The following is a 23495-nucleotide window of genomic DNA, read 5'->3' as shown; positions in this document are numbered from 1 at the left end:
TTTTCCTAATGCAACAGCTCCTTTTTTATTTTATAGAAAATTATATTTTGAAATATTTGGGGGATAACTTTGGAAAGAGTCAGAAACACACAGTTTGCAAAGCAGATTTTTTGTCTTAATAAAAACTTCCATGTTATCACTTTATAACTATATTATTTATCCATACTCCCCTTTTTACTAAAACATAGCCTATTATACATTTTATTATGCTTATAAGCTGACAGCATAAATAAATTAGAATTATATTCATAGATGTAAAAGTCATTAAAATATAAGCAAATGGTATAGATATAGCCCATATTGAAACACTATCAAACAAAAATGTTATAAATGTTTTTCCTCCAGAACGAAGTGTAAAATATGCTGCATTCATAAAAGCTTCAAGAGGCATACATAATGCTACTATTAAAATAAAGTACGATGCATAATATCTAACTTCCTCTGTTGTATTATATATTCTTGGAAAGAATTGTGACACTAAAGCTAAAATACTTCCAAATACTACGCAGCTTACAACTGCAAATGCTATAAGTTTTGTATCTGTATCTTTTGCTTCTTCCATTTTCCCAGCACCGAGAAGCTGGCCAACAATAATTGAAATTGAACTTCCAAGAGCAATATATACAATGTTAAATACATTTGATATTGTACTTGAAATATTGATTGCAGCAACAATAGCAAGGCCTCCATGAGAATATATAGAGTTTAGTGTAGACATTCCCATTGCCCACAATCCTTCATTCATTACAAGAGGAGTTCCTCTCAAAATTATATGTTTTGCAAGATTTTTTTCAATTTTAAAATTTTTATATGCACCAACTATAAATTTATTTTTTTCTTTGTGCCTATGAGTCCACATTACAACTATAAAACATTCTACAAATCTGGAAATAACAGTTGCTAATGCTGCTCCATAAGCTCCCATAACAGGAAGTCCCATCTTACCAAAAATAAACAGATAATTAAAAACAATATTTATACATACAGCTGTAATACCTGCTTTCATAGGAAGTATTGTTTCTCCTGTTTCCCTCAATGTACTTGAATATGACTGAGTTACTGCAAACGGTATAAGTCCTATTATATCTATTGCTATATATCCACTTCCATATCTTAAAGTTTCTGCAATATTTCCACTTGTACTTCCCTCATGAAGGAAAAGTGAGATGAGTTCCTGTCTAAAAATTCCAATAACAAACATTCCAATTGCCGTAATTATTCCGCACAAAATAAGCTTAAACCTAAATGTCTGTCTTACTCCTTCATGATCGTCATTTCCATAAAATTGAGCGCTAAAAATTCCAGGTCCTGATATTGCTCCAAATATAAATATGTTAAATATAAATATAAACTGATTGGAGATTGCTACTCCACTCATAGCATCTGTTCCAATCTGCCCAACCATAATATTATCTAACATGCTCACAAAATTTGTTATACCATTTTGAATCATTATTGGTATTGCTATGAGCAGAACCATTTTATAAAATTCTTTATCCCCTACGTATTTTTTGATATTCATTTTTCACCTCTTATAAAAAATTTTTTACATAAATTAAAAGATGCAGATAAAATTTTTACTTAAAAATTGAGTAATAAGCACTTTAAATTGCATCTTTTAGTATTACAGATATTTATTATAATAATGTATTTTCAATTAACAATGTACAATTAATGATGAAATCCTTACAAAATTTCTTTAATTATTATGTAATTTTACTACTAGAACATTCTATGTTTTTTAATAAAAAAATTTTATATTAATCTACCATGCAAAATATATAATACAACAATAATTCCTTAAGTACAACATTATATCCTTCATTTTCCTGTCCAAATTTATGAATAATTATTTTCTTAAAGCTAATAATATTTATGTAAACAGAAAAGGAGTGATTTTTATGGATATCAATTCAAGTATTAAATGTTCAGTAAGCAACTGTTCATATCATGCTCAAGAAAAAAATTACTGTACTTTAAATGAAATTCAAGTAGGAACTCATGAAAGCAATCCTACAATGGTTGAATGTACAGACTGCCAATCATTTAAAGTTAAATAACTACTAATCCTCCTGTAATATCTAACCAATATTACACACTATATATTTAAAAATGAGCTGTTTCATAAATAACTACTTTGTATCTAAATATCTATTCCTTTTTTAGATAGTAATTACAATGTTTAAATAAAACAGCTCATTGATATATCTGATTCTATCAAGTTTTGCTCTATCTAAATAAATATTATTTACAAATTATTAAGCTATGTTTTTATTAACGATTAACTTCAATTATAGTAAAACTTTGAATCATATTATATTCTGAAACTGTAAAATAGTAATAATCTCCAACAAGATCTATAAAACATGTATCAAAAGATTCTTCATCTCCATTACTGTATTTTAGTCCCACCCTGTACTCTTTATTTTTATCTAATTTCTCAGCAGGATAAAAAATATATAGATACTGATTATTATTCATCATATCTTTCACTTGTTTTTCTATTTTATAACATGGTGTTGCAATACGCCCATCTCCTGGACCAATTCCTTTTCCATTCCAATTAGAAATATCTTCTGCTTCTGCTATTGAAAAATATATATCATCATTGTTTTCAGAATTAAGATAATAAATCCCACTACTTTCTTTTACATGGTTAAAAAAATCTTTATTACTGCCATCTTTTATAAGTCTGGCATTTTTTATATACATAGCGTTTTCATATATACATTTTTCTGTATAATCTTTGCCAAAACTAACCAAACACCCATAATCATGAGTTGTTACTTTGCCTATGCTTTCATCATCTCTATAATTCACAAGAAGAAGTGAATTATATTTTCCATTAGGAAAATTCAGATTATTTAAACTATCAAAATCGCTAATTCCATTAAATTCAAATATAGCTACAACTTGAACTCCATAACTATTTAGAACATCATCTAGATTGCTTCCGTCAAAGTACAAATCTACCATTCCATTATATTCCGGACTTGCACTAATTAATGCACCATAACAGAATTTATAACCTGCTGGTTCCATTCCTGCACATTTTGAAACTTTAGAAATGGCAGCTTTTTCTATTTCATCCTTCTGATAATTATCATAACATTTTTCATCATCATTTTTTGCATCTACATATACCTGAAATTTCACACCATCATGCTCCATATCTACATGTACCTTGCCTGTGGGCGGTGGTGAATTATCCAGTATTGAACCATTTTCTCTCTGCACTCCCACATTGGTTATATTTCCTTCAAAACCATATTTATCTTTTATATAATTCTGAGCTATTTCTTTGCCTTTCTCTTTATATATTTTTTCTTTTATTATGTGTGAACCACACCCCATAAATGTAATGCTTAAAATCATTATTAAAGCTGCTGATGCTAACACTTTAAATGTTCTCATTAATTCTCCTCTACTTTCACCATAAATTTCTATATAACAAAATATAATATTAGTTATATTTATCACTCAAATCTTTTAATATAGCACTAATATATCAAATAAATACATTGTCCTAAGTTTATAATAAAAAAATAATTTCATATATTCAAATAAAAAAGTAGATACAATAGGCGACAGCACAAATAAATATGTGCAGTTATATTTATGCTTGATTTTATCGTACAAAAAAGGACCTATAAAAATAGTCTTTTCTAATGTCTATTTCATAGGTTCCATTTTACCCAGTCTTAAATTAATTTATCTTCTAATTAACTTATTTGTCCATTATCTCATAAAGCTTTTTTGAGAGCTTTTGGCTTTCATATATATTGCTTGTTTGAAGCATTTGTATTTCACAAATATGATTTATTATGTCCATATCATCTTTTAATGAATTCATAGCACCATTAAGATTGTCTGTAATCTCTATAAGCTGATTATTATTCTGAGAAAGCTTACTACATACACTATCATTGATTTTAGAACTTTCCTTCACCTTAACTGTAACATTATTAAATAATTCAGAAATATTTCTGCTTACTGAAGTTCCTTCATCAACTATAGAATGAAGTTCTGAAGTTATGTCATTATCTGCTTTTTGTGCATCATTTGTTATCTCTTCAATATAATTTTTAAATACATCTGTACAATTTTTAGTAGCATCTGCAAGTTTATTTATTTCTTCTGCAACAATTGCAAACCCTTTTCCAGCTTCTCCAGCACGAACAGCTTCAATAGATGCATTAAGTGAAAGCAAAGTAACTTGTGAAGTGATTTCTTCCAATTCATTAATCATTTCACTTGTTTTGTTTATATTATTTATAAGCTTAGACATTACCTCGCCTACTATTGAACTTGCTGTCCCTATTCTTCCACAATAACTTTCTATTCTGTTAACATTTTCTCCAACACCGTCGCCCAAATCATTTAATATTTTCATATTCTGCTTAGATGTATCCTTTACTTTATCACTTAAATCTATTGTCACATCTTTTATTTCTTTAAGCTCTTCATTTATTGTCATTATTTCTTCTACATTGTCTGTAAGATCTACAGATACATTTGACATCTTTGATATTACTTCATCATTACTTTTCAATACTACACCACATGTATCAACAAGAGCATCTCCATAGTCTTTATATAATTGAAGTTTTTCTTCATCATCTTCATCTATGTTGAATAGTAGATTTTTCTTTATATTGTTATCCTGCTTATCCTTACTTACTATATTGCTGTTTTTCTCTTCATTGTTTTTAAATAATCCAAACATAATGCGCACCTACTCCCCTACTACAATATATGTTAAAGTCTGATTTACTTGATTTTTGTCTATCTGCTCTCCTAATGTGGTAAAACCACAGTATGGTGCTACATCATTTAATATTGAATAAACTTCTTTTTGCACTTTTTCTTCCTGCATTTTCAAATATCTCAATATACAGTTAAACCCTATTATGAGCTCTGGTTTTTTCATTGAATTTTTTATCAAATCTGCTGTATTTTTTGTACACTCTATTATATTGTCTGCTTCCATAAAATGAAATGGAGATCCAGTCATAACTCGTGTATAAAAATTAATAGAACCATCATTATTTGCTGATATAGGCGATGCTATGTATGAATTATCCCCAACAACACGGCCTATTGGTTTTTCAGAAAATAGATTTGAATTTAATCTATTTACAGGAACATTACATTCCTTTGCATATAATTCAGCAAAAGGAATTCCATCTGCAGATATTCCTTTTCTGTCTGCAATACTTGCTGAAGTAACTCTATGAAGATTTCCAACTGGTTTATATATGTTCTCATGTCTTACTATAACTTTTTTATTTGTCCTAACTAAAATTAATGCCCCAGCATCATAAAGAATATCTCCATTTATAGAAACTGCAGACTTGCCAGTATTTATATCACCTACAGAACCTCCTGCAAGCTTCCAGTATCTATTATTTAATGTATTTGTAATCATAGTCATAAGACTTTCTTCCTGAGCACTGCTGAAATCTATAAGTGATATTGCAAAATACTTGTTTTCTGCTCCATCTTTATCCCAATCTATTCCAAGCTCACCCAATGCTCTTCTTATTCTTCTCTTATAAACCATTGCTTTTTCAGTAAGTCTTGTTAGTCTTACTGGTTTTACTACAAAATCATCTCCATAAATTGTGTTTATGGTTATTGTAGAGTCAGTATATCCAAGATTATTTATCTCTCCCTGTGATATTGCTCCTACAACAGGCAGATTTGGATATTCTTCATTTATAACTTTAGAAACCATATTAAAATCAAATTTTTCAGAAACAAAAAATAATACAAAACTCACCTTATCCATATGGGCTTCTTTTGCAATTTTTCGCACCTCATCTTCTGTTCCTATAGTTGTAAACTTATTGCTTAGCTTGACCATATAATACCCCCTTATAATATTGGTCTTCATTTTTCACAATTATAATATATCTTTACACTAAATATACTGTTCTTAATTTACAATTATGTAAATTATTAAAATATATTTTTTAATTTGTTTGTACATTTTAATCTATATATTTATACAATCTAAAATACATAATCACTATAACTTCTCCCTCACAATTCATTTATATCATAGACTTTTATAAGTATATAAAAATATATTATACCTTTTGTTAACAATTTTACTCAGTCCTACAATCTAATTGTATATTTTTTTTGAAATTTTTTCAATATTTCATAAGTATTAGCATTCAAGCCTGCATTTTATTTGTACTAACTCATATATGCTTTTTGTCTTATGAACTTATCCATTCTATTTTTTCCTTCCTCATCAAAATATCCACTCCATTCTTCCTTTCCATCTTTTACAAACAAAAGATATGTACAGCATTTATAAATAAGTTCAATATCATGAGTTATTAATCAAATCCTGTCTTGTTAAATTTTCAAATTCTTCTTTTGTATATTCCTTTAATATCCTTCCTTTTTGCATATATATTATCCTGTCAACTATAGGCATCAAATAATATAATCTGTGCTCTGCAATAACTATTGTCTTCTTTTCTTTTTTCCACTTTCTTAAAACACTCTGAATATTCCATGTAGAACTCACGTCCAAATTAGAAGATGGTTCATCAAGTACTATTATTGAAGGTTCAGATGCAGATACTGAAGCACATGCTATTTTTTGTTTTTCCCGTTACTAAAAACTTATAAAAATCTATAAAAAATTATAAAATCTTATGTTTTATTCCTTTTTCATTGTATCTGTTTTGGTAATAGATAAATCTAAAACTACTCACATTGGTATGATACTCCAAAGGCGTAAATTCCCGACTAACGTATCGGTACATATCAATAGTGTTGTTTAAGGTAACTAAGCTATTGGTTAATTTTTCTCCCTTGTTCATCTATTACTGGTATGTCATCAATCTGATTGACATGTTCAATTGCACTTCCAGCTACACGTATTATTGCCATTCCGCTTCCTGCTGATTCAATTTGATTAAATATTATGAATGAAACAACAATCATCATGAGACAATAAGTCAAAGATAATGTATTGTTAAAATAATATATTATGGAACTTAATATTATTGAAATGCTTGCACATCTTAATATTAATTCCTGAATAACAGAATATGGCGTAAATAATCTTTCCAGATTCAAGTTACTTGTACAATTATTTTCTATAGCCTTATCAATTTTTTTATTACTCATCCTAGATAAATTAAATGATTTTACAATAAACATTCCTCTTATATTCTCTAAAACAGATTCTACCAATGCTGCTTCTGACTGCTGACGCTTAGGTGCAACTTCTCTTGACTGCTTTTCCATTTTTGACATTGACCATAGATATAATATAATACCCACAGCTACAATTGCTGCAAAGTTCCAAATCTTTTTAAATATATCAAGCATCAATATTCACCATCCTTTGCTCCAATATGCGCTTCCCACATATCCTTGTAAAGTCTGGAACTTTTCAACAATTGTTCATGAGTTCCAATAGATTCAATTGTTCCATTATTAACTACTACGATCTGATCTGCATCAGTTATTGTAGATAATCGATGGGCAATTAAGATAAGAGTTTTTTCTTTAACAAGCTTTGCAACTGCTTTTTGAACTAAAACTTCATTTTCCGGATCAATATATGCTGTTGCTTCATCCATAATTACAATAGGAGCATCTTTAAGCATTGCTCTTGCAATTGCAATTCTCTGTCTTTCTCCTCCTGAAAGATGTGCTCCTGCTCCTCCAACCTTTGTTTCATATCCATATTCAAGGTTGCAGATAAACTCATGACATCCTGCTTTTTTTGCAGCCTCTTCAACTTCTTTATCAGTAGCATTTTCATTTCCCATCCTTAATATTTTCACGAATTGTGTCATCAAATAAATAATTTTCCTGCGATACATATGCTATCTGATCATTAAGTTGTTCTAGAGGAATATCCTTTAAATCATGTCCATTTAAAGTTACAGTTCCTTCTTTTATATCCCAAAAACCAGCAATAAGTTTTGCAGAAAAAGCAACATTCTTAAATTCAATTCCTTTTGTGCAATCCATATTCACTGAAACATTTTTATGATTTTGTTCTTCCTCATTCAATATGGATTCTAAAGTTTCAACAATAGTTCCAATACGTGCCAGACTATCAATAAAATTAGAAGCTGCAAAAAAAATCTGCTTCGCAGACTGTGTGTTTCTGCCCCTTTCTAAAGTTATCCACAGATTGTACAAATATGTAATTTTCTATAGAATAAAAAAGCTGAGCACTATTATATCTAGTGCAACAGCTTTTTCCAGTTACATATATTTTAATAATAAAATTGAAGATATTTCATAATCACAATATTAAATAATTCTAATCAATATATTGCATATATTCACTTTCAGCACCTATATGTTGGCCTGTTCTTGACTTTTATACTAATATGAAAAGTCCTCAGTTATTAATATTCGCAGAAATCTTACAAAGAATTCTTCTTTAATTGTCAATTGTACATCGTCCATTGTCAATTATTAATTGTATTGGGATTATATTATTTAATCCATGCTCCATTACTGCCAACATAATATCCATCAACATATGTATTTGATGCCATTGATCCATCACTATTTAAATAGTACCATGTTCCATTATCATTGAACCATCCTGTTGTCATTTCTCCAGATGACTGAAGGAAATACCACTTTCCGCCTACATTCTGCCATCCTGTTGTCATAGCTCCACTTGAATTCATAAGATACCACTTTCCGCCTACATTCTGCCAGCCTGTTGTCATAGTACCAATTGAACTCATAAAATACCAGCTGCCTCCTACATTCTGCCAGCCTGTTAATGCTTGTCCATCGGCATTTCCAAGATACCATTCATTTCCTATTCGCTGCCAGCCTGTTAATGTATTCCCTTGTACATCTACAAGCTTTAATGTTCCATTCAAGTCCTGCTTTATTGTTGCTGTACCTATAGCAGATACAGAATTATTGTTGTTTATTGAGTTATTAGTTTCATTGCTGTTTATTGAACTATCATTTGATGATTCAACTTCCTTTTTAGATGAACTGCTTGATGATGAACTCTTGCTTGACGAACTGCTGCTCGATGATGATCTTTTACCTATTCTGCCAGTAATATCACTTACAGAATTGCTTCCATCTGATACAACTAATTTTATATATTTTGATTGGTCATCTTTTACTAGTTTATATTCTGAATTATTACCTACTAATACTCCATTTTCTGAATTGTTATTATCTAATCTATACCAGCTGTATTTTAATCCTGAATTAACCACATTTCCCAAATTATTTTTTACAGTAGCACTTAAAGTTTTTCCAACTCTTTCAGTTCCATCTATTGTTACCAAAACTAATTTCACTGCTGCTGGTGTTGTTTCCTGTCCTGGTTTATTATTTGTATCGTCTTTATCTCCTGAATCTGGTTTGTTACCTGGATCAATCACTTCATCTTCTAACTGAGACAATAATATAGATTTAGTAGTATATTCAAATGAACCAATGCTATATTTTATGCCATCTTGTTCAAATGATATATCTTTTGTTCTGGCTGTAACAATAATATTATCATCATGTTCATTTCCAGACCTTGTAAGCCATCCACATGAATCAATATCAGTTCCATCTTTCATTGGAATGTCTCTGTTTATTACTTGACCATTATTCATATTTATATTTACATTTAATTTTTTATAGTCAATAAGTCTTTTGAATATCATCTCTGCTTGTTCATCTACACTCAATTTTTTAGATACTTCAACTACTACATCATCATTTAAAGTCACAGTTGCTGATGTTGTACTGACTGCTGAACCATTCGTAATATTTACATCTATATTTTTTGCTATCTCTGTCCCTTCTTCTATAATTTTTAAATTTTCCATATGTTGCGCATTTTTTTCTGATGCAAAAACATTGACAGATATTAAATTAGATGCTGCTCCTACAGATTGAATAATTGTAAATGCAGTTAAACCTGTAGCTGTAATTTTAAAACAATTGTTTTTTTTCATTATCATTCTCCCCTTTTATATTATTTCATTAACAATTTTACCATTTATTTATAATTTGTTCAAACATTTTTTATATATTTTTATCATTTTTTGTGTTTTTATATTATTTCCTTTGTAAAGAGAGCGAATTATGTAAATTTTAATCAATTACTATAACTAAAATACATATTGTAATTTGCAATGCATAATAGACAATTATCTTATCATATCTATACTGCAAAATTAAAATCATATTTGAAATTAAAATTTTTATATTTTATTTGATATTTTCCAAAATAGTATTATAATGTTTATTGAATATAATTTGTATGCAAACTATTTATATGCAAACTAAATAAAGGAGAGAAATGACTTGAAAAATTCATTACATTACAAATTAAGAGCCTGCCACAATAACTGTCAGAAATCTATCGTTCAAAACATTAAAACCAAGACAGATTTAAGACCTGGCGAACCTAAAATTCTGGAATTTCTTGCTGAACATGAACCTTGTGAACAAAAAGAAATTGCAGAAGGATGTAATTTAGATTCAGCATCTGTAACAGGAATTTTGAGACGAATGGAAACACGTGATCTTATAAAGAGAGAATTTAAAAATGGAAATAGAAGATCACTATATGTTTCTATGACAGAATATGGGAAAGAAATGTCTGAAAAAGTAGAAAACACCTTTTCTTTTGTTGATGGCCTAGCTGTCAAGAATCTAAGCAAAGATGAGATTGATGAATTCATTCGGCTTCTTGATATTGTAAATCTTAATTTAACAAATTTATTGGAGGGGAAAAAAACTAATGAATAATATAAAAAACAATATTGATAAACAAAATTATATAATACGATTACTTGTCTACATATTTGGACTATTTATAATGACGCTTGGAATATCTATGTCAGTAAAATCAAATCTAGGGGTGTCTCCTGTAAGTTCAATTCCTTATACAATTACATGTATTACTGGATTAGAAATGGGTAAAGCAACTATTTTGTTTCATGCAATATTAGTTCTTATGCAGATAGTGATTCTAAGAAAAGCATTTAAACTAAAAAATCTTCTTCAAATTATTGTTGGTGTTATTTTTGGTTATTTTACTACATTTTCAAACTATTTATTTTCATTTTTACCTACATCAGACAATATGGTTATCCGTCTTATACTTATGATTGGAAGCACTGTATTAATTGCTATTGGAATCTTTTTCTATCTTCCAGCAGATATTGTTCCATTAGCTGGTGAAGGGGCTATGAAAGCAGTTTCAGATACAGCCCATATCAAATTTAACAAAGTAAAAATTGGATTTGATATTTCTATGGTAGTTATCTCACTTGTATCATGTCTTATTATTCTCAAAGCTTTTGGTTCTGTAGGTATTGGCACTGTAATTGCTGCTATATTGGTTGGTTCTGTTCTAGGTATAATTACAAAGTTTTTTGGTGCAAAACGTGATATGTTGTTACACTTATAGTGAAATTGTCATTATCTCTCAATCTATAAACTTAAAGGAATAATTATTATTAAAACATTACATAGAATATAATAATCTACTATTCTACATAATAAAAACATAACAATATAATTCAATTAGCTTTAAAATGACTTCTTTTTATATTTTAATCTAATTTTGAATTTTGTTATGTTTCTCTTTTATTTAAATATGAAAATTATTATTTCCCCATGAAAACAAACCTTGGTCCTTCTTCTCCATATTCACCTATTGCTTTAAAGCCTGCACCTGACAAAACTTTTTGAGATGCTGCATTTTGAGGTTCTGTCTCTGCTTCAACTCTTTTAACATTTTTCTGTGATAATGCCCATTTAGAAATAATCTTCACTGCTTCTGTCATATATCCCTTATGCCTATATTCCTCTTTTAATCCATATCCAATTTCAACAGTTCCATTGCTTCCAAGTCCTTTAAATCAAAAATCTCCTACGATGATTCCTGGATGGTCTTTCAGCTCCATATTCCAAGCAGCATTCCAAATCCTATTATGTGGTGTGTCTAGACACCCTTGCAGTATTTCAGTATATGCTTGTTTCATGTCTAAATCCGTTTCATTTTCAATCAATTTACGCATTTCATCATCACTAATTGGATATAACAATAATCTTTCACTTTCTACAATTAATTGTTTCATTCAGTATCTTCCTGCCTTTCTATTCATCAATACCAGTGTTACTTTTATATGCTGTTTTCTAATTTGCCTTCATACAAAACAAATAAAACAGACATTCAGGAATATTACTATTCTTTCCCCACAAGTGGGGAAAATTTTAATATAGTAATAAAATCAATGATTTTTTTCCATTTTACATATGACTTATCATTTTAACCTGAACACCTCCTATTCCCTTTGCTACATATTCTGCATTTATATAAATACAATCATTTGCTATATATTACATTATAAGATCTCCAATTTTGGGAAATTTCTTTATTGCCCTCATTTAAATACATCTCATGTTAATGTTAATCCTATTATAACATGTTAATTCTTTTTATACGTGAAATGGCTATTTTAAAGGATTTACACTTATATATAAAAAAATAGAATTAACATTTTTGTACATTTAATTACATTTTTATTTGCCGTTTTTTTGCCGTCAAACAAATATTATGAAAATGGAATTGATAGTGAAATAGATAAAATGAAAAATAATGAAAGTCTAGTAAAAAAAGAAGTTCTGGAGGAAATTCTGAACTGGTATAAAGATAATGTAATTTTAGATTACAAGTCATTAAAAGAAAAATTTGATAGCATAGATTAAAAGTAAAAGTGTAGTTACTAAACTAATGTTTTAATAACTACACTTTTATGTATTTATCTCTGTTCTTAATTTAAATTATCAATTTTTTTCTTATATATTAAGTTTTTTACCAGCATTTACTACAACGGCCATAGCCTTGTGCTTCTGCATTTTCTACTGTAGTTTGTGTTGCATTATTAGGATTCATTCTTCCGCAATTATTTATCCTATGGTATTTAGAACCTGTGGCAGATAAATAACATGTTTGACTTTTGTTGTTTTGGTTAGTAACTGCAGTGGTTTGAGTTTGCGTAGGAACATTTAATGTCCAAGCACCTTGACTGTTTAAATAATAATTTCCTATCCAACAATCATGAGCCATATAACCATCTGAATAAAAATAATACCAGTTTCCATCAATCATTTTCCATCTAGTAGCCCACGAATTCCCTTCTGTATACCACCAACCTGTTGAATCTTGTCTCCATTCTGCATTTGCTGCTATTGGATTTACAACCATTAATGATAACATTGCAATAAATCCAGCAACCAATTTCTTAAATTTTTTCATCTATGTACCCCCTAGAATTAATAAATTTATTTTAAATCTATTTAAACAACTTAAACAGATCAAAAATACTGAAAGTAGTTTTATTATATACTTTATTATAAGCTGCTTTTTTAGGATTCTTTATCCATCCCATACCCTTCTTACCATAACCAGGTATTAAAGCACGTTTTACTGCTCTTTTTGCTTTTCCTGTTGTTCTAGCCTTAAAAGATTTTTTTAGACTAGGTTTTCTCATCCCCATTTTCATAAATACCACCCTCTTTTTAATATATATATAATACGCCCTAGTGTGTATTAAGTCGATACTTTTTACAAAATAATGTTAAAAAAGAGCAAAAAAAATAAGGGCAGCACATAAGAATTTAATCTTACATACTGCCTTTTTGTTTAATAATTTTATGTCTGTATTGTTATTATAATACTTTAATTGTTTCCTGTATAGTCTGCATATAAAAACATTGCAGCTTCTTTAGTTCTTCTCCTATAAAGTCCTTCTATTCTTTTACCTCCACCATTGCTCCATGCCTAGAAGTTAGATGTTATTGTATTAGAGTCTCTTACTCCAGCAACTACATTTTTATATAATGTACTTCCTAGAAGTCCAGCAGCTCCACAATTGTATGCAAAGCTTACAAGTGCATCAAATTCGTTTTGTTTAAGACTAATGCCTTTAGAACTTAAATCATTTTTTATTACTGGAGCATACTTCTTATTAATTAAATTTTTTAACATTTCTGTTGCCTGCTGTTCTGTAACATAATTCAATCCTTCTATTTCTTTTCCAGTCATTCCATATCCAAGAGTTTTAACGCCTACACAATCATAATAGGGCTTGCTATAATATCCCTCCCATGACTTAATGAAATTTATGCACTGGTTGCTTACTAAGTTATCTTCTATCCATGCTCCTTCATTGTCAAACCTGTATTCTTTACCATCTATAGTATAAGTACCTTCTATATACATAGAACCCTTATATCCATTGCTAGATGGCTCTAAATAATACCATTTTCCACTATTGGGAGATTTAAACCATCCTGTCTGCATTTCTCCATTAGCACCTAAGTAATACCATCTATTATCTTTATCTTGAATCCATTCATTTTCTGCCATAGTACCATTATCTTTTAGAAAATACCACTTGCCTTTATCTTCATACCAGCCTTTAACAATATTTTTATTATCATCTTCAACACACCATTTCCACTTACTCATATAAACATCTCCTTAAAATAAAAAATAAATAAAAAATAAGCAACCCCTAAAGGCTGCCATGATTATTCTTCCTTAGTTAGTTGTTTAGCTGTTTGATTTATTCCAATCGCAATACCCCAACATATAACACCTTGCATAAATCCGTTTATTGCTGCTTCTAACAATGTTTTATATTGAGCATTTATAATTGCTAGAAGAATTGCTAATGTAATTCCTAAAACTAAAAGTATTAATGTAATACTATGATAGTGCATTTTCGCTTGAATAATTTTACAGTTGGATATCAAAATAGATATTTATGCTATTTTTAATATTTTAAAAATTTCTGATAACGGCGTTCCGCTTGCGGCAGCTTCATAAATATATATAACCTTGTTTTTTTGTAAATCTTTCTTAGCTTCTTTATATCCAGTATGAAAGTGATATGTTGCATTAAAATACAACTTACAATAAATATTGCTGATTATCATAATTATAAGATATCTGTTTATGCTTTTTTCACTTCTTACTTGATAACTATTAAGACCTAGATAAGATTTACATTCTCTGAAAAACGGCTCAATCGCCCAACGATCAATATAATGAGTTAATATTTCCATAGGTTGTAATGATGAATCTAAAGAAATAAATGCTTTTAATGCTTTATCTTTATGAAATGAATCTTTTGGATAACTAAAAATTATGGAAACATTTTTTCTATCATTGAGATCTCCAATGTAGTTATAAATATAGTATTCTTTGTTTTTAACTGTGACGAGGTTAAAATTATCTATATTTTGGTGTTAGTATAAAAGTGTACTCCTAAAACTGAATAATTACTGGATGAAGAAAAAATGTATAAAATCTATGGATGTAGAAAAACTTCTTTCAGTTTTTCTTATGGCAAGGACAATGTATATAAATAAGGAATGTTGTGATGATGATGATTTTAAAGAAATATTTGATATGTTTGTTTTTACATCAATAAAGAAATATTTAATTGTGAATATTTAAATTTCAACATATTATTTTTAAATAAAAAATGTAACTTTATTTCTTTTAAATAAATAGAATATGTTTGTAGAGTATTCATGAGGAAAATGGTATGTATAGAGAAATTGTATACAAGTATCCAATTAAAAATGTAAATTTGAGAGAAGGAAAGTCTATAAATTCAAAGATAATCACAGTAATTCCTAAAATGTCTAAAGTGGAACTTATTGATGGTGAAGAAGACTGGCTTAAGATTAAATATAATGGTTTATAAGGATATGTGTATAATGATAATATTTCTACAAGCATGTACACATGGACTAAAGTAAAACTTAGAGAAAAACCATCAATATTATCAAGGACAATAAGAATTCTTCCTGAAAAATCTTTAGTACAGCTTATAGGAGTAAATGGAAAATGGACAAAAGTAATATATAATGATGAAGAAGGCTATATTTACAGCAAATATCTATCTTATGATGGAAACAGAAATGATGATATAAATTATAAATATTTTTATACTGATATGAGCAGGTTTGTGAATGATAATGATTTTGAGAGCAGCACAAAATATTTGATTGTAACTGATCTTAAGGATAAGGATACTTTTATATTTGAAAAACAACTAAATAATTGGAAGCAGCTTTATAAATTCAAATGTACAGTTGGAAAACCTTCTACGCCTACAATAACAGGAATATTTCATATAAGCGGCAGAAATCCGTATTTTGGAACAGATAAATACAGGGTAAAATATGCAACAAGGATTGAAGGAGCTTATTATTATCATTCTATATTGTATGATTCAAAAGGTATAAATGTAATAGATGGCCGTCTTGGGCAGGCTTTGAGTCATGGATGTATTAGATTAGATGTAAATAATGCAAAATGGATATATGAAAATATTCCTGATAAAACTACAGTTTTTATACATTGATAGTAAATAATTTGTTTTAAATATTATAAAGAAAATGAATGTTGGTAAACTAGTTTATTAATATTCATTTTTTATTTTTTCTAAAAAATTAAAGAGAGATTTTTCTAATAATTTTAAATAGGAAAGATTGACTTATATAAATAATATATTATAATTGAAAATGAATATCAATTAAAAAGAAGGAGGGATTGAAGTGAATACAGCAATAGGAATTTTGATTCCATTTTTAGGCACATCTTTAGGAGCTGCCTGTGTATATTTTATGAAAAAGCAAATAAATGAACTTTTGAATAAAGTGCTTCTTGGTTTTGCATCTGGGGTCATGGTTGCAGCATCTGTATGGTCGTTGATAATTCCAGCTTTAGATATGAGTGAGAATATGGGAAGACTGGCATTTATCCCAGCAGCAGCAGGAGTTGCTGGAGGTATGGTTTTTCTTCTTATACTTGATAAAATAATTCCGCATCTTCATGCATTTAGTGATGAACCTGAAGGGATGGAAAGTACATTAAAGAAAACCACAATGCTTGTTTTAGCAGTAATAATCCATAATATACCCGAGGGGATGGCTGTTGGAATTGTATTTGCAGGGGTTTTGAGCGGAGGAACTTCAGTAACTCTTGCAGGTGCTTTTGCTCTTTCTATTGGGATAGCAATTCAGAATTTCCCAGAAGGAGCTATAATATCTATGCCTCTTAGAAGTGAAGGATTAAGCAAAAATCTTAGTTTTTTGTATGGGGTTTTGTCAGGAATCGTAGAACCTATAGGTGCAGTACTCACAATATTATTTTCAAGTTTGATAACTCCATTTATGCCATATCTTCTTTCATTTGCAGCAGGTGCAATGATTTATGTTGTGGTTGAAGAACTTATTCCAGAATCTTCATATGGAGAACATTCTAATATGGGAACACTTGGATTTGCAGTTGGATTTATATTGATGATGATTTTAGATGTAGCCTTGTCTTAATAAAATAGTTTGCAAAGTTTAATATAATCTGTTTAAAAGTATAAGAAAGTAAGGTATGTAATTATATTATTTTAAATTAAGATTAGAAAAAATAAGGTTGAAAAGCGAATTATTACAAATCATAAATATATGATTTCCAAAGTCCTTTGATGTTGCATTTTTAATGCAGTCAAAGGATTTTTTTGCAGGTATTTTTATGTTTCAATAATCAAAAAAATTTGTAAAGATTTAATTTTCTTAATGTAGATTGTCAATTATACACTATGCATTTTTAATTGGCATAAGGGAAAATTAATATTAAAAATCTTATGAATTTTAAATAAATCCATTGACATATACTCCTAGGGGGTATATAGTGTTAATATACTAGTGGGGAGTATATTGAAAGGTTATAAAAGGAGGATGAAAAATGGAAGATAAGGTTAAAATGCCGTGCTGTGAAAAGAAAACCATGCGTGATGATAAACAAAAGAAAGCTTTAATTAATCGATTAAAAAGAATAGAAGGACAGATACGGGGGATTCAATCCATGATTGAAAAAGATGCTTATTGTAATGATATTTTGCAGCAGTCAGCAGCTGTAACAGCAGCTGTAAATGGATTTAACAGGGAACTTATTGCAAGTCATATAAAAGGATGCGTAAGCAGGGATATTCGAGAAGGAAAAGATGAAGTTATTGATGAACTTGTAACCACAATACAAAAACTTATGAAATAAATATATTTCAATTGACAATGTACAATGGATAATTGTCAATGAAGGATGAAATCTTTACAAGATTTCTTTTGAATTTTAAATGTGGTAGATAAATTATATAAACAATATTTAATTTTATAATACATGAAAAAGAAAGGATTGATTTATTATGATTAAAACTATTTTAGGAATTGATGGAATGATGTGTGGAATGTGTGAGAACCACATGAATGATTTAATAAGAAAGACTTTTAAAGTAGAGAAGGTAACTTCATCTCATAAAAAGGGAGAAACAGAAATTTTATCAGAGGAGTCTTTAGATGAAGAAAAGCTTAAATCTGCAGTTGAATCAATAGGATATAAAGTATTATCAGTAAAAGAAGAAAATTATGAAAAGAAGAGATTTTCTTTTTTTAAGAAGTAGGACATAGTTAAGAAAGTTTTATTCTGATTTCCAATTAATGCAGAATGTGTGTTGGAAATAAAAATAGAAAGTAGGAATTAAAATGAAACAATATAATGTAACTGGCATGAGCTGTGCTGCATGTAGTGCCAGGGTAGAAAAAGCAGTTTCTAAAGTTAATGGAGTTACATCATGTTCAGTAAATCTTCTTACAAATTCTATGGGTGTAGAAGGCAATGTAAGTGATGAAGTTATTATTGCTGCTGTTGAAGAAGCAGGATATGGCGCTTCTGTAAAAGGAAAGAATAATGCTCATAAAGAAGCATCTGTTTCAGATATGGAATCTTTAAAAGATAAAGATACACCTGTATTAAAAAAGAGATTTATATGGTCTTTAGTTTTTCTTTTAGTGTTAATGTATTTTTCTATGGGGCATATGATGTGGGGATGGCCATTACCACATTTTTATGATGATAATCATATTGCAATGGGACTTACACAATTATTGCTTACAGTTATTATCATGGTCATAAATCAGAAATTTTTTATTTCGGGATTTAAAAGTCTGCTTCATAGAGCACCAAACATGGATACACTTGTTGCACTTGGTTCAGCTGCAGCTTTTGGCTACAGTACATTTGCATTATTTGCTATGACTTCAGCTCAGGTAGCCGGTGATTCAGAAGCAGTTATGAATTATATGATGGATTTCTATTTTGAATCAGCAGCAATGATTTTGACTTTAATTACAGTTGGAAAGATGCTTGAAGCACGTTCTAAAGGAAAGACTACAGATGCATTGAAGAGTCTTATGAAGCTTGCACCTGAAACTGCCAATATTCTGCGTGATGGAAAGGAAGAAACAGTTTCTATTGAACAGGTTCAAAAAGGTGATATTTTTGTAGTGCGTCCCGGAGAGAATATTCCTGTAGATGGAATAATATTAGAAGGAAGCAGTGCTGTAAATGAATCTGCATTGACAGGAGAAAGTATTCCAGTAGATAAGGAATGTGGAGATTCTGTATCAGCGGCAACTATTAATCAGTCAGGATTTTTAAAATGTCAAGCAACAAGGGTTGGTGAAGATACTACATTATCACAGATTATCAAAATGGTCAGTGATGCAGCTGCAACAAAGGCACCAATTGCTAAAATTGCAGATAAAGTATCAGGAATATTTGTTCCTGCAGTTATTACAATATCAGTTATTACAACAATTGTATGGCTTATTTTAGGCAGAGAATTTGGTTTTGCAATTGCAAGAGGTATTTCCGTTCTTGTTATAAGCTGTCCATGTGCACTTGGCCTTGCAACACCTGTAGCTATTATGGTTGGTACTGGAAAGGGAGCAAGAAATGGTATTCTTTTTAAAAATGCTGTTTCACTTGAAGAAGCAGGAAAAGTGGATATTGTGGCTTTGGACAAAACAGGAACTATTACAAAAGGTGAACCAAGAGTTACAGATATTTATCCTGTTTCAGGAGTAGAAAAAGATGAACTGCTTCAAATTGCATATACATTAGAATACAGCAGTGAACATCCACTAGCAAAAGCAATTTTAGACAAGGCAGCAGAAAAGAATATGAAACCAGATGTTATATCTGATTTTAAAGCAATGCCAGGAAATGGACTTATGGCAGTATGGAAAGATTCTTTACTTATTGGTGGAAGTTTAAAATACATATCTGAAAAAGCAGATGTAAATGAAGAAATGAAAAAGATAGCAGAATCTATGGCAGAGGAAGGTAAAACACCATTATTGTTTGCACAGGATAAAAAACTCCTTGGAATAATAGCAGTAGCTGATGTAATAAAAGAAGATAGTGCACAGGCAGTTCGTGAACTTCAAAACATGGGTATTCATGTTGTTATGCTTACTGGAGATAATGAACGTACAGCAAATGCCATTGGAAAACAGGCTGGAGTAGATGAAGTAATTGCTGGGGTTCTTCCAGAAGGAAAAGAAAATGTTATAAGAAGATTAAAAGCAAATGGAAAAGTAGCAATGGTAGGAGATGGGATAAATGATGCCCCAGCACTTACAAGAGCAGATATAGGAATTGCCATAGGTGCAGGAACAGATGTAGCAATTGATGCAGCAGATGTGGTCTTAATGAAGAGCAGAATTCTTGATGCAGCAGCAGCTATTCGTTTAAGCAGAGCTTCCTTGAAAAATATACATGAAAATCTTTTCTGGGCATTTTTCTACAACACCATAGGTATTCCTATTGCTGCCGGATTGTTTATTCCTTTTGGATTGACATTAAATCCTATGTTTGGAGCAGCGGCCATGAGTTTAAGCAGTTTCTGTGTTGTATCTAATGCGCTACGTCTAAATCTTGTAAATATATATGATTCACATAAGGACAAAAGAAAAAAAGTTCATAAAAAAGAGTCTATAAAGATATCATCAGAAATGACAAGAACATTGAAGATTAAGGGAATGATGTGTGGACATTGTGAAGCAAGAGTAAAAGAAGCATTAGAAGCAGTTCCAGAAGTTATTGAAGCAAAGGTAAGCCATGAAAAAGGAACAGCAGTTGTTTCATTAAATAAAGAGATAGATGACAATTTATTAAAAGAATGCGTAGAAACACAAGGGTATAAAGTAATTAGTGTTAAATAGATATATATTCTGATAAAAGATATACTTACAGAGTATTTTACGTATCTGTCACAAGAAAGATGGATAAATAAACAATAATATTATTTAAGTTATGTAAATGACTATTAATTAGAATTAAATATATGAATTATTGAATAAAAGTTTACATAGTAAAGAAGAAATATCAGATGATATGGAGTGTATAAAAATGGAGTACAAAAAATTTGAAAAAACAATCATTGCAAGAATTGATAAAGGAGAAGAAATTCTTGAAAAGGTGAAAGAAATTGCTTTAAAAGAAGATATAAAGTTAGCAAGTATTCAAGGACTTGGAGCAGTTAATCAATTTACTGTGGGAGTATTTAAAACAGATGAAAAAAAATATCTTGCCAATAATTTTAAAGGTAGTTTTGAGATAGTTTCTCTTGCAGGAACAATAAATACCATGAATGATGAATTTTACTGCCATCTTCATATGAGCGCTGGAAATGAAAAAGGGGAAGTGTTTGGAGGACATTTAAATGAGGCAGTAGTCAGTGCTACTTGTGAAATAGTAATAAATATTATTGATGGAAAAGTGGATAGATATTATGATGATAAGATAGGATTGAATTTATTTAAATTTTAATCTTGAAACATAATATATAAAAATTAAATAAAGAACAAGATATTTTATAAAGAACAAATAGTTATTCAGAAAATTTAGGATAATTATTTGTTCTTATTTTTAATGAAATTTATATATTTTAATTGACAATGTGCAATTGGTAAGAAAATATGAAATTCTTACAAGATTTCTTTAGCTGTTATGTTATTTTAGATATTAGAATAAGATTATATTTTTGCATTTATGATTTTCTATGTTACATATATGAGATAGATTTTAACTTTGCAGCATATATATTTATATTAATAATTAAAATTTAGAGAATTGAGAGGGATATAATGAGAGGGGCAAAGAAGTTAATTTTAAATATCATTATTATTGCATCAGCAGTCAGTTTATTTTCTGGGTGTAGCATTGAAAAATATTCAATTCAGATTTTTGCAGATAATAATAGTGCTAAATTAAATGATGCTAATACTAATATTGTTTCAAATAAAGATGAAAAAGATTATTATACAGAAGCATTAAATTATTCAGATAAAGAAAATTGGGCTTATTATGGCATAGGTGAGAATAAAGAAGCAGATTTATTCATAGTATGTCCAACAGTAGATATGGGATATAAGAATAATTATAATATGTCTATGTCAGATGAAGAAGTTAGAGGATATTTTATTGGAGAATTAAATATGGAAAAAGGAATCTATGAAAAAAATACCTGTATATATGCACCATTTTACAGACAGGTTTCTTTTCCAGTTTATAATCTAAAATCTGAGCAGACAGATCAGTATTTTAAAATTGCGTATGCAGATGTGAGAGAAGCATTTCTTTATTACATGGAAAATTTAAACAATGGAAGGCCTCTAGTGCTGGCTGGATTTTCACAGGGTTCTGATATGATACTGCGCTTATTAAAAGAATTTTATAATAATGAAGAATACAGCAGGAATTTAGTGGCTGCCTATTGTATAGGATGGAGAATTACAGAAGACGATATATCAGAGTATCCATGGCTTAAAATGGCTGAAGGAAGAAACGATACAGGTGTAATTATATCATTTAATTCAGAAGCAGAAGGAATTAAAGAATCTTTATTAATTCCTTCTGGAACAAAAACACTTGGAGTAAATCCATTAAATTGGAAAACAGATGGGACTTTTGCTTATTCATCAGAAAATAAGGGAGCATGTTTTACAGATTATGGTGGAAATATTGTTAAAGAAATAAATAATTTTTCAGGAGCATATCTGGATGAAAAAAGAGGGTCGTTAATTGTAACAGATGTTAATCCAGCTGACTATAGAAATTCACTTTTTCCAGATGGAATTTATCACTTATATGATTATCAATTTTTCTATAGAAATCTTCAGGAAAATGTTACAGATAGAATTGAGGCTTTTAAGACTAAAAACCACAAATAGAAAAACGTATTTTTATTTATGATATAATTTTGTTAAAGGTAAGTTAGAAAATTCAGTATAAATGGTAAAGATTAAATATAGCATAATGAATTTTGCATCAAATATCTGCAGGAATATTATGTCAGACTTGGTTGGTAGAATCAGAGACTATTTAAAGATATAATATTACATAGAGAATATTTATCTATGATAATAGAATTAAGTGCACCGAAATGGATGAGAAAAGACTGAGAGAAATAGACCAGATTGTTTAACCTATAAAATTGACACAATTTCCTATATTCTCAGTCTATTATATTTTTTTGTAAAAGTGTATGATAAAAATGTGAGGAGGCCTTGGTACTATGTCAAGAAAAAGTACAAGTTAAATTCGG

General features: G+C 29.3%; 25 protein-coding genes and 3 pseudogenes. 13 read left to right on the top strand and 15 right to left on the bottom strand.

Features of this window, described 5'->3' with window-relative positions:
* Positions 1-136 precede the first annotated feature (136 nt).
* Entirely contained in the window at positions 137-1522 is a 1386-nt protein-coding gene (locus Q0F58_RS04055) for an MATE family efflux transporter (protein ID WP_294372884.1), read from the bottom strand.
* 379 nt (positions 1523-1901) lie between these two features.
* Between Q0F58_RS04055 and Q0F58_RS04050 the strand changes: the two genes are divergently transcribed.
* Positions 1902-2060, top strand: coding sequence for a DUF1540 domain-containing protein (locus tag Q0F58_RS04050; RefSeq protein WP_294372882.1), 159 nt, complete (start codon positions 1902-1904; stop codon positions 2058-2060).
* Between the two features lie 214 nt (positions 2061-2274).
* Here the strand turns inward: Q0F58_RS04050 and Q0F58_RS04045 are convergent, their stop codons facing one another.
* The 7 genes and pseudogenes from Q0F58_RS04045 to Q0F58_RS04015 form a co-directional block, all read right to left on the bottom strand.
* On the bottom strand, positions 2275-3414 hold the full coding sequence (locus Q0F58_RS04045; protein WP_294372880.1) for a hypothetical protein: 1140 nt from the start codon (positions 3412-3414) through the stop codon (positions 2275-2277).
* Between the two features lie 313 nt (positions 3415-3727).
* Entirely contained in the window at positions 3728-4726 is a 999-nt protein-coding gene (locus tag Q0F58_RS04040; protein ID WP_294372878.1) for a methyl-accepting chemotaxis protein, read from the bottom strand.
* Between the two features lie 9 nt (positions 4727-4735).
* Positions 4736-5866, bottom strand: a complete 1131-nt coding sequence (locus Q0F58_RS04035) for an FIST signal transduction protein (protein WP_294372877.1) — start codon at positions 5864-5866, stop codon at positions 4736-4738.
* A gap of 474 nt (positions 5867-6340) precedes the next feature.
* On the bottom strand, positions 6341-6550 hold the full coding sequence (locus tag Q0F58_RS04030) for a hypothetical protein (RefSeq protein WP_294372876.1): 210 nt from the start codon (positions 6548-6550) through the stop codon (positions 6341-6343).
* A gap of 263 nt (positions 6551-6813) precedes the next feature.
* The gene (locus Q0F58_RS04025; protein WP_294372875.1) at positions 6814-7356 is read right to left on the bottom strand and encodes a hypothetical protein; all 543 of its coding nucleotides are present in this window, start codon (positions 7354-7356) and stop codon (positions 6814-6816) included.
* Positions 7356-8115: pseudogene (locus tag Q0F58_RS04020) on the bottom strand (ABC transporter ATP-binding protein); the annotation flags it as partial. The pseudogene Q0F58_RS04020 and the gene Q0F58_RS04025, both read right to left, overlap by 1 nt.
* Before the next feature lie 368 nt (positions 8116-8483).
* A complete protein-coding gene (locus Q0F58_RS04015) occupies positions 8484-9974 on the bottom strand; it encodes a hypothetical protein (RefSeq protein WP_294372873.1) in 1491 nt (496 codons plus the stop codon).
* Between the two features lie 352 nt (positions 9975-10326).
* Here Q0F58_RS04015 and Q0F58_RS04010 point away from each other — a divergent pair, with 352 nt between their 5' ends.
* Both Q0F58_RS04010 and Q0F58_RS04005 read left to right on the top strand, forming a co-directional pair.
* On the top strand, positions 10327-10773 hold the full coding sequence (locus tag Q0F58_RS04010) for a MarR family winged helix-turn-helix transcriptional regulator (RefSeq protein WP_294372871.1): 447 nt from the start codon (positions 10327-10329) through the stop codon (positions 10771-10773).
* Complete coding sequence (locus Q0F58_RS04005; protein WP_294372869.1) at positions 10766-11437, top strand: YitT family protein; 672 nt, start codon at positions 10766-10768, stop codon at positions 11435-11437. The genes Q0F58_RS04010 and Q0F58_RS04005 overlap by 8 nt, the downstream gene beginning before the upstream one ends.
* A 199-nt stretch (positions 11438-11636) precedes the next feature.
* Here the strand turns inward: Q0F58_RS04005 and Q0F58_RS04000 are convergent.
* Both Q0F58_RS04000 and Q0F58_RS03995 read right to left on the bottom strand, forming a co-directional pair.
* Positions 11637-11861: pseudogene (locus tag Q0F58_RS04000) on the bottom strand (GNAT family N-acetyltransferase); the annotation flags it as partial.
* Positions 11862-11891: 30 nt separating this feature from the next.
* A complete protein-coding gene (locus Q0F58_RS03995; protein ID WP_294372868.1) occupies positions 11892-12110 on the bottom strand; it encodes a hypothetical protein in 219 nt (72 codons plus the stop codon).
* A gap of 460 nt (positions 12111-12570) precedes the next feature.
* On the opposite strand from Q0F58_RS03995, the gene Q0F58_RS03990 reads away from it, so the two are divergent.
* Complete coding sequence (locus Q0F58_RS03990) at positions 12571-12741, top strand: hypothetical protein (RefSeq protein ID WP_294372866.1); 171 nt, start codon at positions 12571-12573, stop codon at positions 12739-12741.
* A gap of 106 nt (positions 12742-12847) precedes the next feature.
* On the opposite strand, the gene Q0F58_RS03985 is transcribed toward Q0F58_RS03990, so the two are convergent.
* From Q0F58_RS03985 to Q0F58_RS03965, 5 genes and pseudogenes are all read right to left on the bottom strand, one after another.
* Positions 12848-13291, bottom strand: a complete 444-nt coding sequence (locus Q0F58_RS03985; RefSeq protein WP_294372864.1) for a cell wall-binding protein — start codon at positions 13289-13291, stop codon at positions 12848-12850.
* Positions 13292-13328: 37 nt separating this feature from the next.
* Positions 13329-13538: a hypothetical protein gene (locus tag Q0F58_RS03980; RefSeq protein WP_294372863.1), complete on the bottom strand. Its 210-nt coding sequence runs from the start codon at positions 13536-13538 to the stop codon at positions 13329-13331.
* A gap of 176 nt (positions 13539-13714) precedes the next feature.
* Positions 13715-14506: pseudogene (locus Q0F58_RS03975) on the bottom strand (glycoside hydrolase family protein).
* Positions 14507-14568: 62 nt separating this feature from the next.
* Positions 14569-14760, bottom strand: a complete 192-nt coding sequence (locus Q0F58_RS03970; protein ID WP_294372862.1) for a phage holin family protein — start codon at positions 14758-14760, stop codon at positions 14569-14571.
* Positions 14761-14802: 42 nt separating this feature from the next.
* Positions 14803-15105 carry a hypothetical protein gene (locus tag Q0F58_RS03965; protein WP_294372861.1) on the bottom strand — a complete coding sequence of 101 codons (303 nt, stop codon included), beginning with the start codon at positions 15103-15105 and terminating at the stop codon, positions 14803-14805.
* A 223-nt stretch (positions 15106-15328) separates the two neighbouring features.
* Between Q0F58_RS03965 and Q0F58_RS03960 the strand changes: the two genes are divergently transcribed.
* From Q0F58_RS03960 to Q0F58_RS03920, 9 genes are all read left to right on the top strand, one after another.
* Complete coding sequence (locus Q0F58_RS03960) at positions 15329-15499, top strand: hypothetical protein (RefSeq protein WP_294372859.1); 171 nt, start codon at positions 15329-15331, stop codon at positions 15497-15499.
* 91 nt (positions 15500-15590) lie between these two features.
* The gene (locus tag Q0F58_RS03955; protein WP_294372857.1) at positions 15591-15752 is read left to right on the top strand and encodes an SH3 domain-containing protein; all 162 of its coding nucleotides are present in this window, start codon (positions 15591-15593) and stop codon (positions 15750-15752) included.
* A gap of 6 nt (positions 15753-15758) precedes the next feature.
* Positions 15759-16415 carry a L,D-transpeptidase family protein gene (locus Q0F58_RS03950; RefSeq protein ID WP_294372856.1) on the top strand — a complete coding sequence of 219 codons (657 nt, stop codon included), beginning with the start codon at positions 15759-15761 and terminating at the stop codon, positions 16413-16415.
* A 193-nt stretch (positions 16416-16608) separates the two neighbouring features.
* On the top strand, positions 16609-17385 hold the full coding sequence (locus Q0F58_RS03945) for a ZIP family metal transporter (protein WP_294372854.1): 777 nt from the start codon (positions 16609-16611) through the stop codon (positions 17383-17385).
* 409 nt (positions 17386-17794) lie between these two features.
* Complete coding sequence (locus Q0F58_RS03940; protein ID WP_294372851.1) at positions 17795-18103, top strand: metal-sensing transcriptional repressor; 309 nt, start codon at positions 17795-17797, stop codon at positions 18101-18103.
* A 148-nt stretch (positions 18104-18251) separates the two neighbouring features.
* A complete protein-coding gene (locus tag Q0F58_RS03935) occupies positions 18252-18506 on the top strand; it encodes a heavy-metal-associated domain-containing protein (RefSeq protein ID WP_294372849.1) in 255 nt (84 codons plus the stop codon).
* 82 nt (positions 18507-18588) lie between these two features.
* Entirely contained in the window at positions 18589-21111 is a 2523-nt protein-coding gene (locus Q0F58_RS03930) for a heavy metal translocating P-type ATPase (protein WP_294372847.1), read from the top strand.
* Between the two features lie 187 nt (positions 21112-21298).
* Positions 21299-21718: a PPC domain-containing DNA-binding protein gene (locus Q0F58_RS03925; protein ID WP_294372845.1), complete on the top strand. Its 420-nt coding sequence runs from the start codon at positions 21299-21301 to the stop codon at positions 21716-21718.
* A gap of 317 nt (positions 21719-22035) precedes the next feature.
* Complete coding sequence (locus Q0F58_RS03920; protein ID WP_294372843.1) at positions 22036-23121, top strand: DUF3089 domain-containing protein; 1086 nt, start codon at positions 22036-22038, stop codon at positions 23119-23121.
* The last annotated feature ends 374 nt before the right edge of the window (positions 23122-23495 follow it).

It is taken from the genome of uncultured Clostridium sp., from assembly GCF_934754915.1.
Taxonomy (GTDB): Bacteria; Bacillota; Clostridia; order Clostridiales; family Clostridiaceae; genus Clostridium.
This window is presented reverse-complemented; position numbering and strand designations above follow the sequence as displayed.

Excerpts from the sequence above, each read along its gene's own strand:
- Q0F58_RS04055 (WP_294372884.1), bottom strand. The coding sequence starts at position 1,522 with ATGAATATCAAAAAATACGTAGGGGATAAAGAATTTTATAAAATGGTT.
- Q0F58_RS04050 (WP_294372882.1), top strand. The coding sequence starts at position 1,902 with ATGGATATCAATTCAAGTATTAAATGTTCAGTAAGCAACTGTTCATAT.
- Q0F58_RS04045 (WP_294372880.1), bottom strand. The coding sequence starts at position 3,414 with ATGAGAACATTTAAAGTGTTAGCATCAGCAGCTTTAATAATGATTTTA.
- Q0F58_RS04040 (WP_294372878.1), bottom strand. The coding sequence starts at position 4,726 with ATGTTTGGATTATTTAAAAACAATGAAGAGAAAAACAGCAATATAGTA.
- Q0F58_RS04035 (WP_294372877.1), bottom strand. The coding sequence starts at position 5,866 with ATGGTCAAGCTAAGCAATAAGTTTACAACTATAGGAACAGAAGATGAG.
- Q0F58_RS04025 (WP_294372875.1), bottom strand. The coding sequence starts at position 7,356 with ATGCTTGATATATTTAAAAAGATTTGGAACTTTGCAGCAATTGTAGCT.
- Q0F58_RS04015 (WP_294372873.1), bottom strand. The coding sequence starts at position 9,974 with ATGAAAAAAAACAATTGTTTTAAAATTACAGCTACAGGTTTAACTGCA.
- Q0F58_RS04005 (WP_294372869.1), top strand. The coding sequence starts at position 10,766 with ATGAATAATATAAAAAACAATATTGATAAACAAAATTATATAATACGA.
- Q0F58_RS03995 (WP_294372868.1), bottom strand. The coding sequence starts at position 12,110 with ATGAAACAATTAATTGTAGAAAGTGAAAGATTATTGTTATATCCAATT.
- Q0F58_RS03985 (WP_294372864.1), bottom strand. The coding sequence starts at position 13,291 with ATGAAAAAATTTAAGAAATTGGTTGCTGGATTTATTGCAATGTTATCA.
- Q0F58_RS03980 (WP_294372863.1), bottom strand. The coding sequence starts at position 13,538 with ATGAAAATGGGGATGAGAAAACCTAGTCTAAAAAAATCTTTTAAGGCT.
- Q0F58_RS03970 (WP_294372862.1), bottom strand. The coding sequence starts at position 14,760 with ATGCACTATCATAGTATTACATTAATACTTTTAGTTTTAGGAATTACA.
- Q0F58_RS03965 (WP_294372861.1), bottom strand. The coding sequence starts at position 15,105 with ATGGAAATATTAACTCATTATATTGATCGTTGGGCGATTGAGCCGTTT.
- Q0F58_RS03960 (WP_294372859.1), top strand. The coding sequence starts at position 15,329 with ATGAAGAAAAAATGTATAAAATCTATGGATGTAGAAAAACTTCTTTCA.
- Q0F58_RS03955 (WP_294372857.1), top strand. The coding sequence starts at position 15,591 with ATGTATAGAGAAATTGTATACAAGTATCCAATTAAAAATGTAAATTTG.
- Q0F58_RS03940 (WP_294372851.1), top strand. The coding sequence starts at position 17,795 with ATGGAAGATAAGGTTAAAATGCCGTGCTGTGAAAAGAAAACCATGCGT.
- Q0F58_RS03935 (WP_294372849.1), top strand. The coding sequence starts at position 18,252 with ATGATTAAAACTATTTTAGGAATTGATGGAATGATGTGTGGAATGTGT.
- Q0F58_RS03930 (WP_294372847.1), top strand. The coding sequence starts at position 18,589 with ATGAAACAATATAATGTAACTGGCATGAGCTGTGCTGCATGTAGTGCC.
- Q0F58_RS03925 (WP_294372845.1), top strand. The coding sequence starts at position 21,299 with ATGGAGTACAAAAAATTTGAAAAAACAATCATTGCAAGAATTGATAAA.
- Q0F58_RS03920 (WP_294372843.1), top strand. The coding sequence starts at position 22,036 with ATGAGAGGGGCAAAGAAGTTAATTTTAAATATCATTATTATTGCATCA.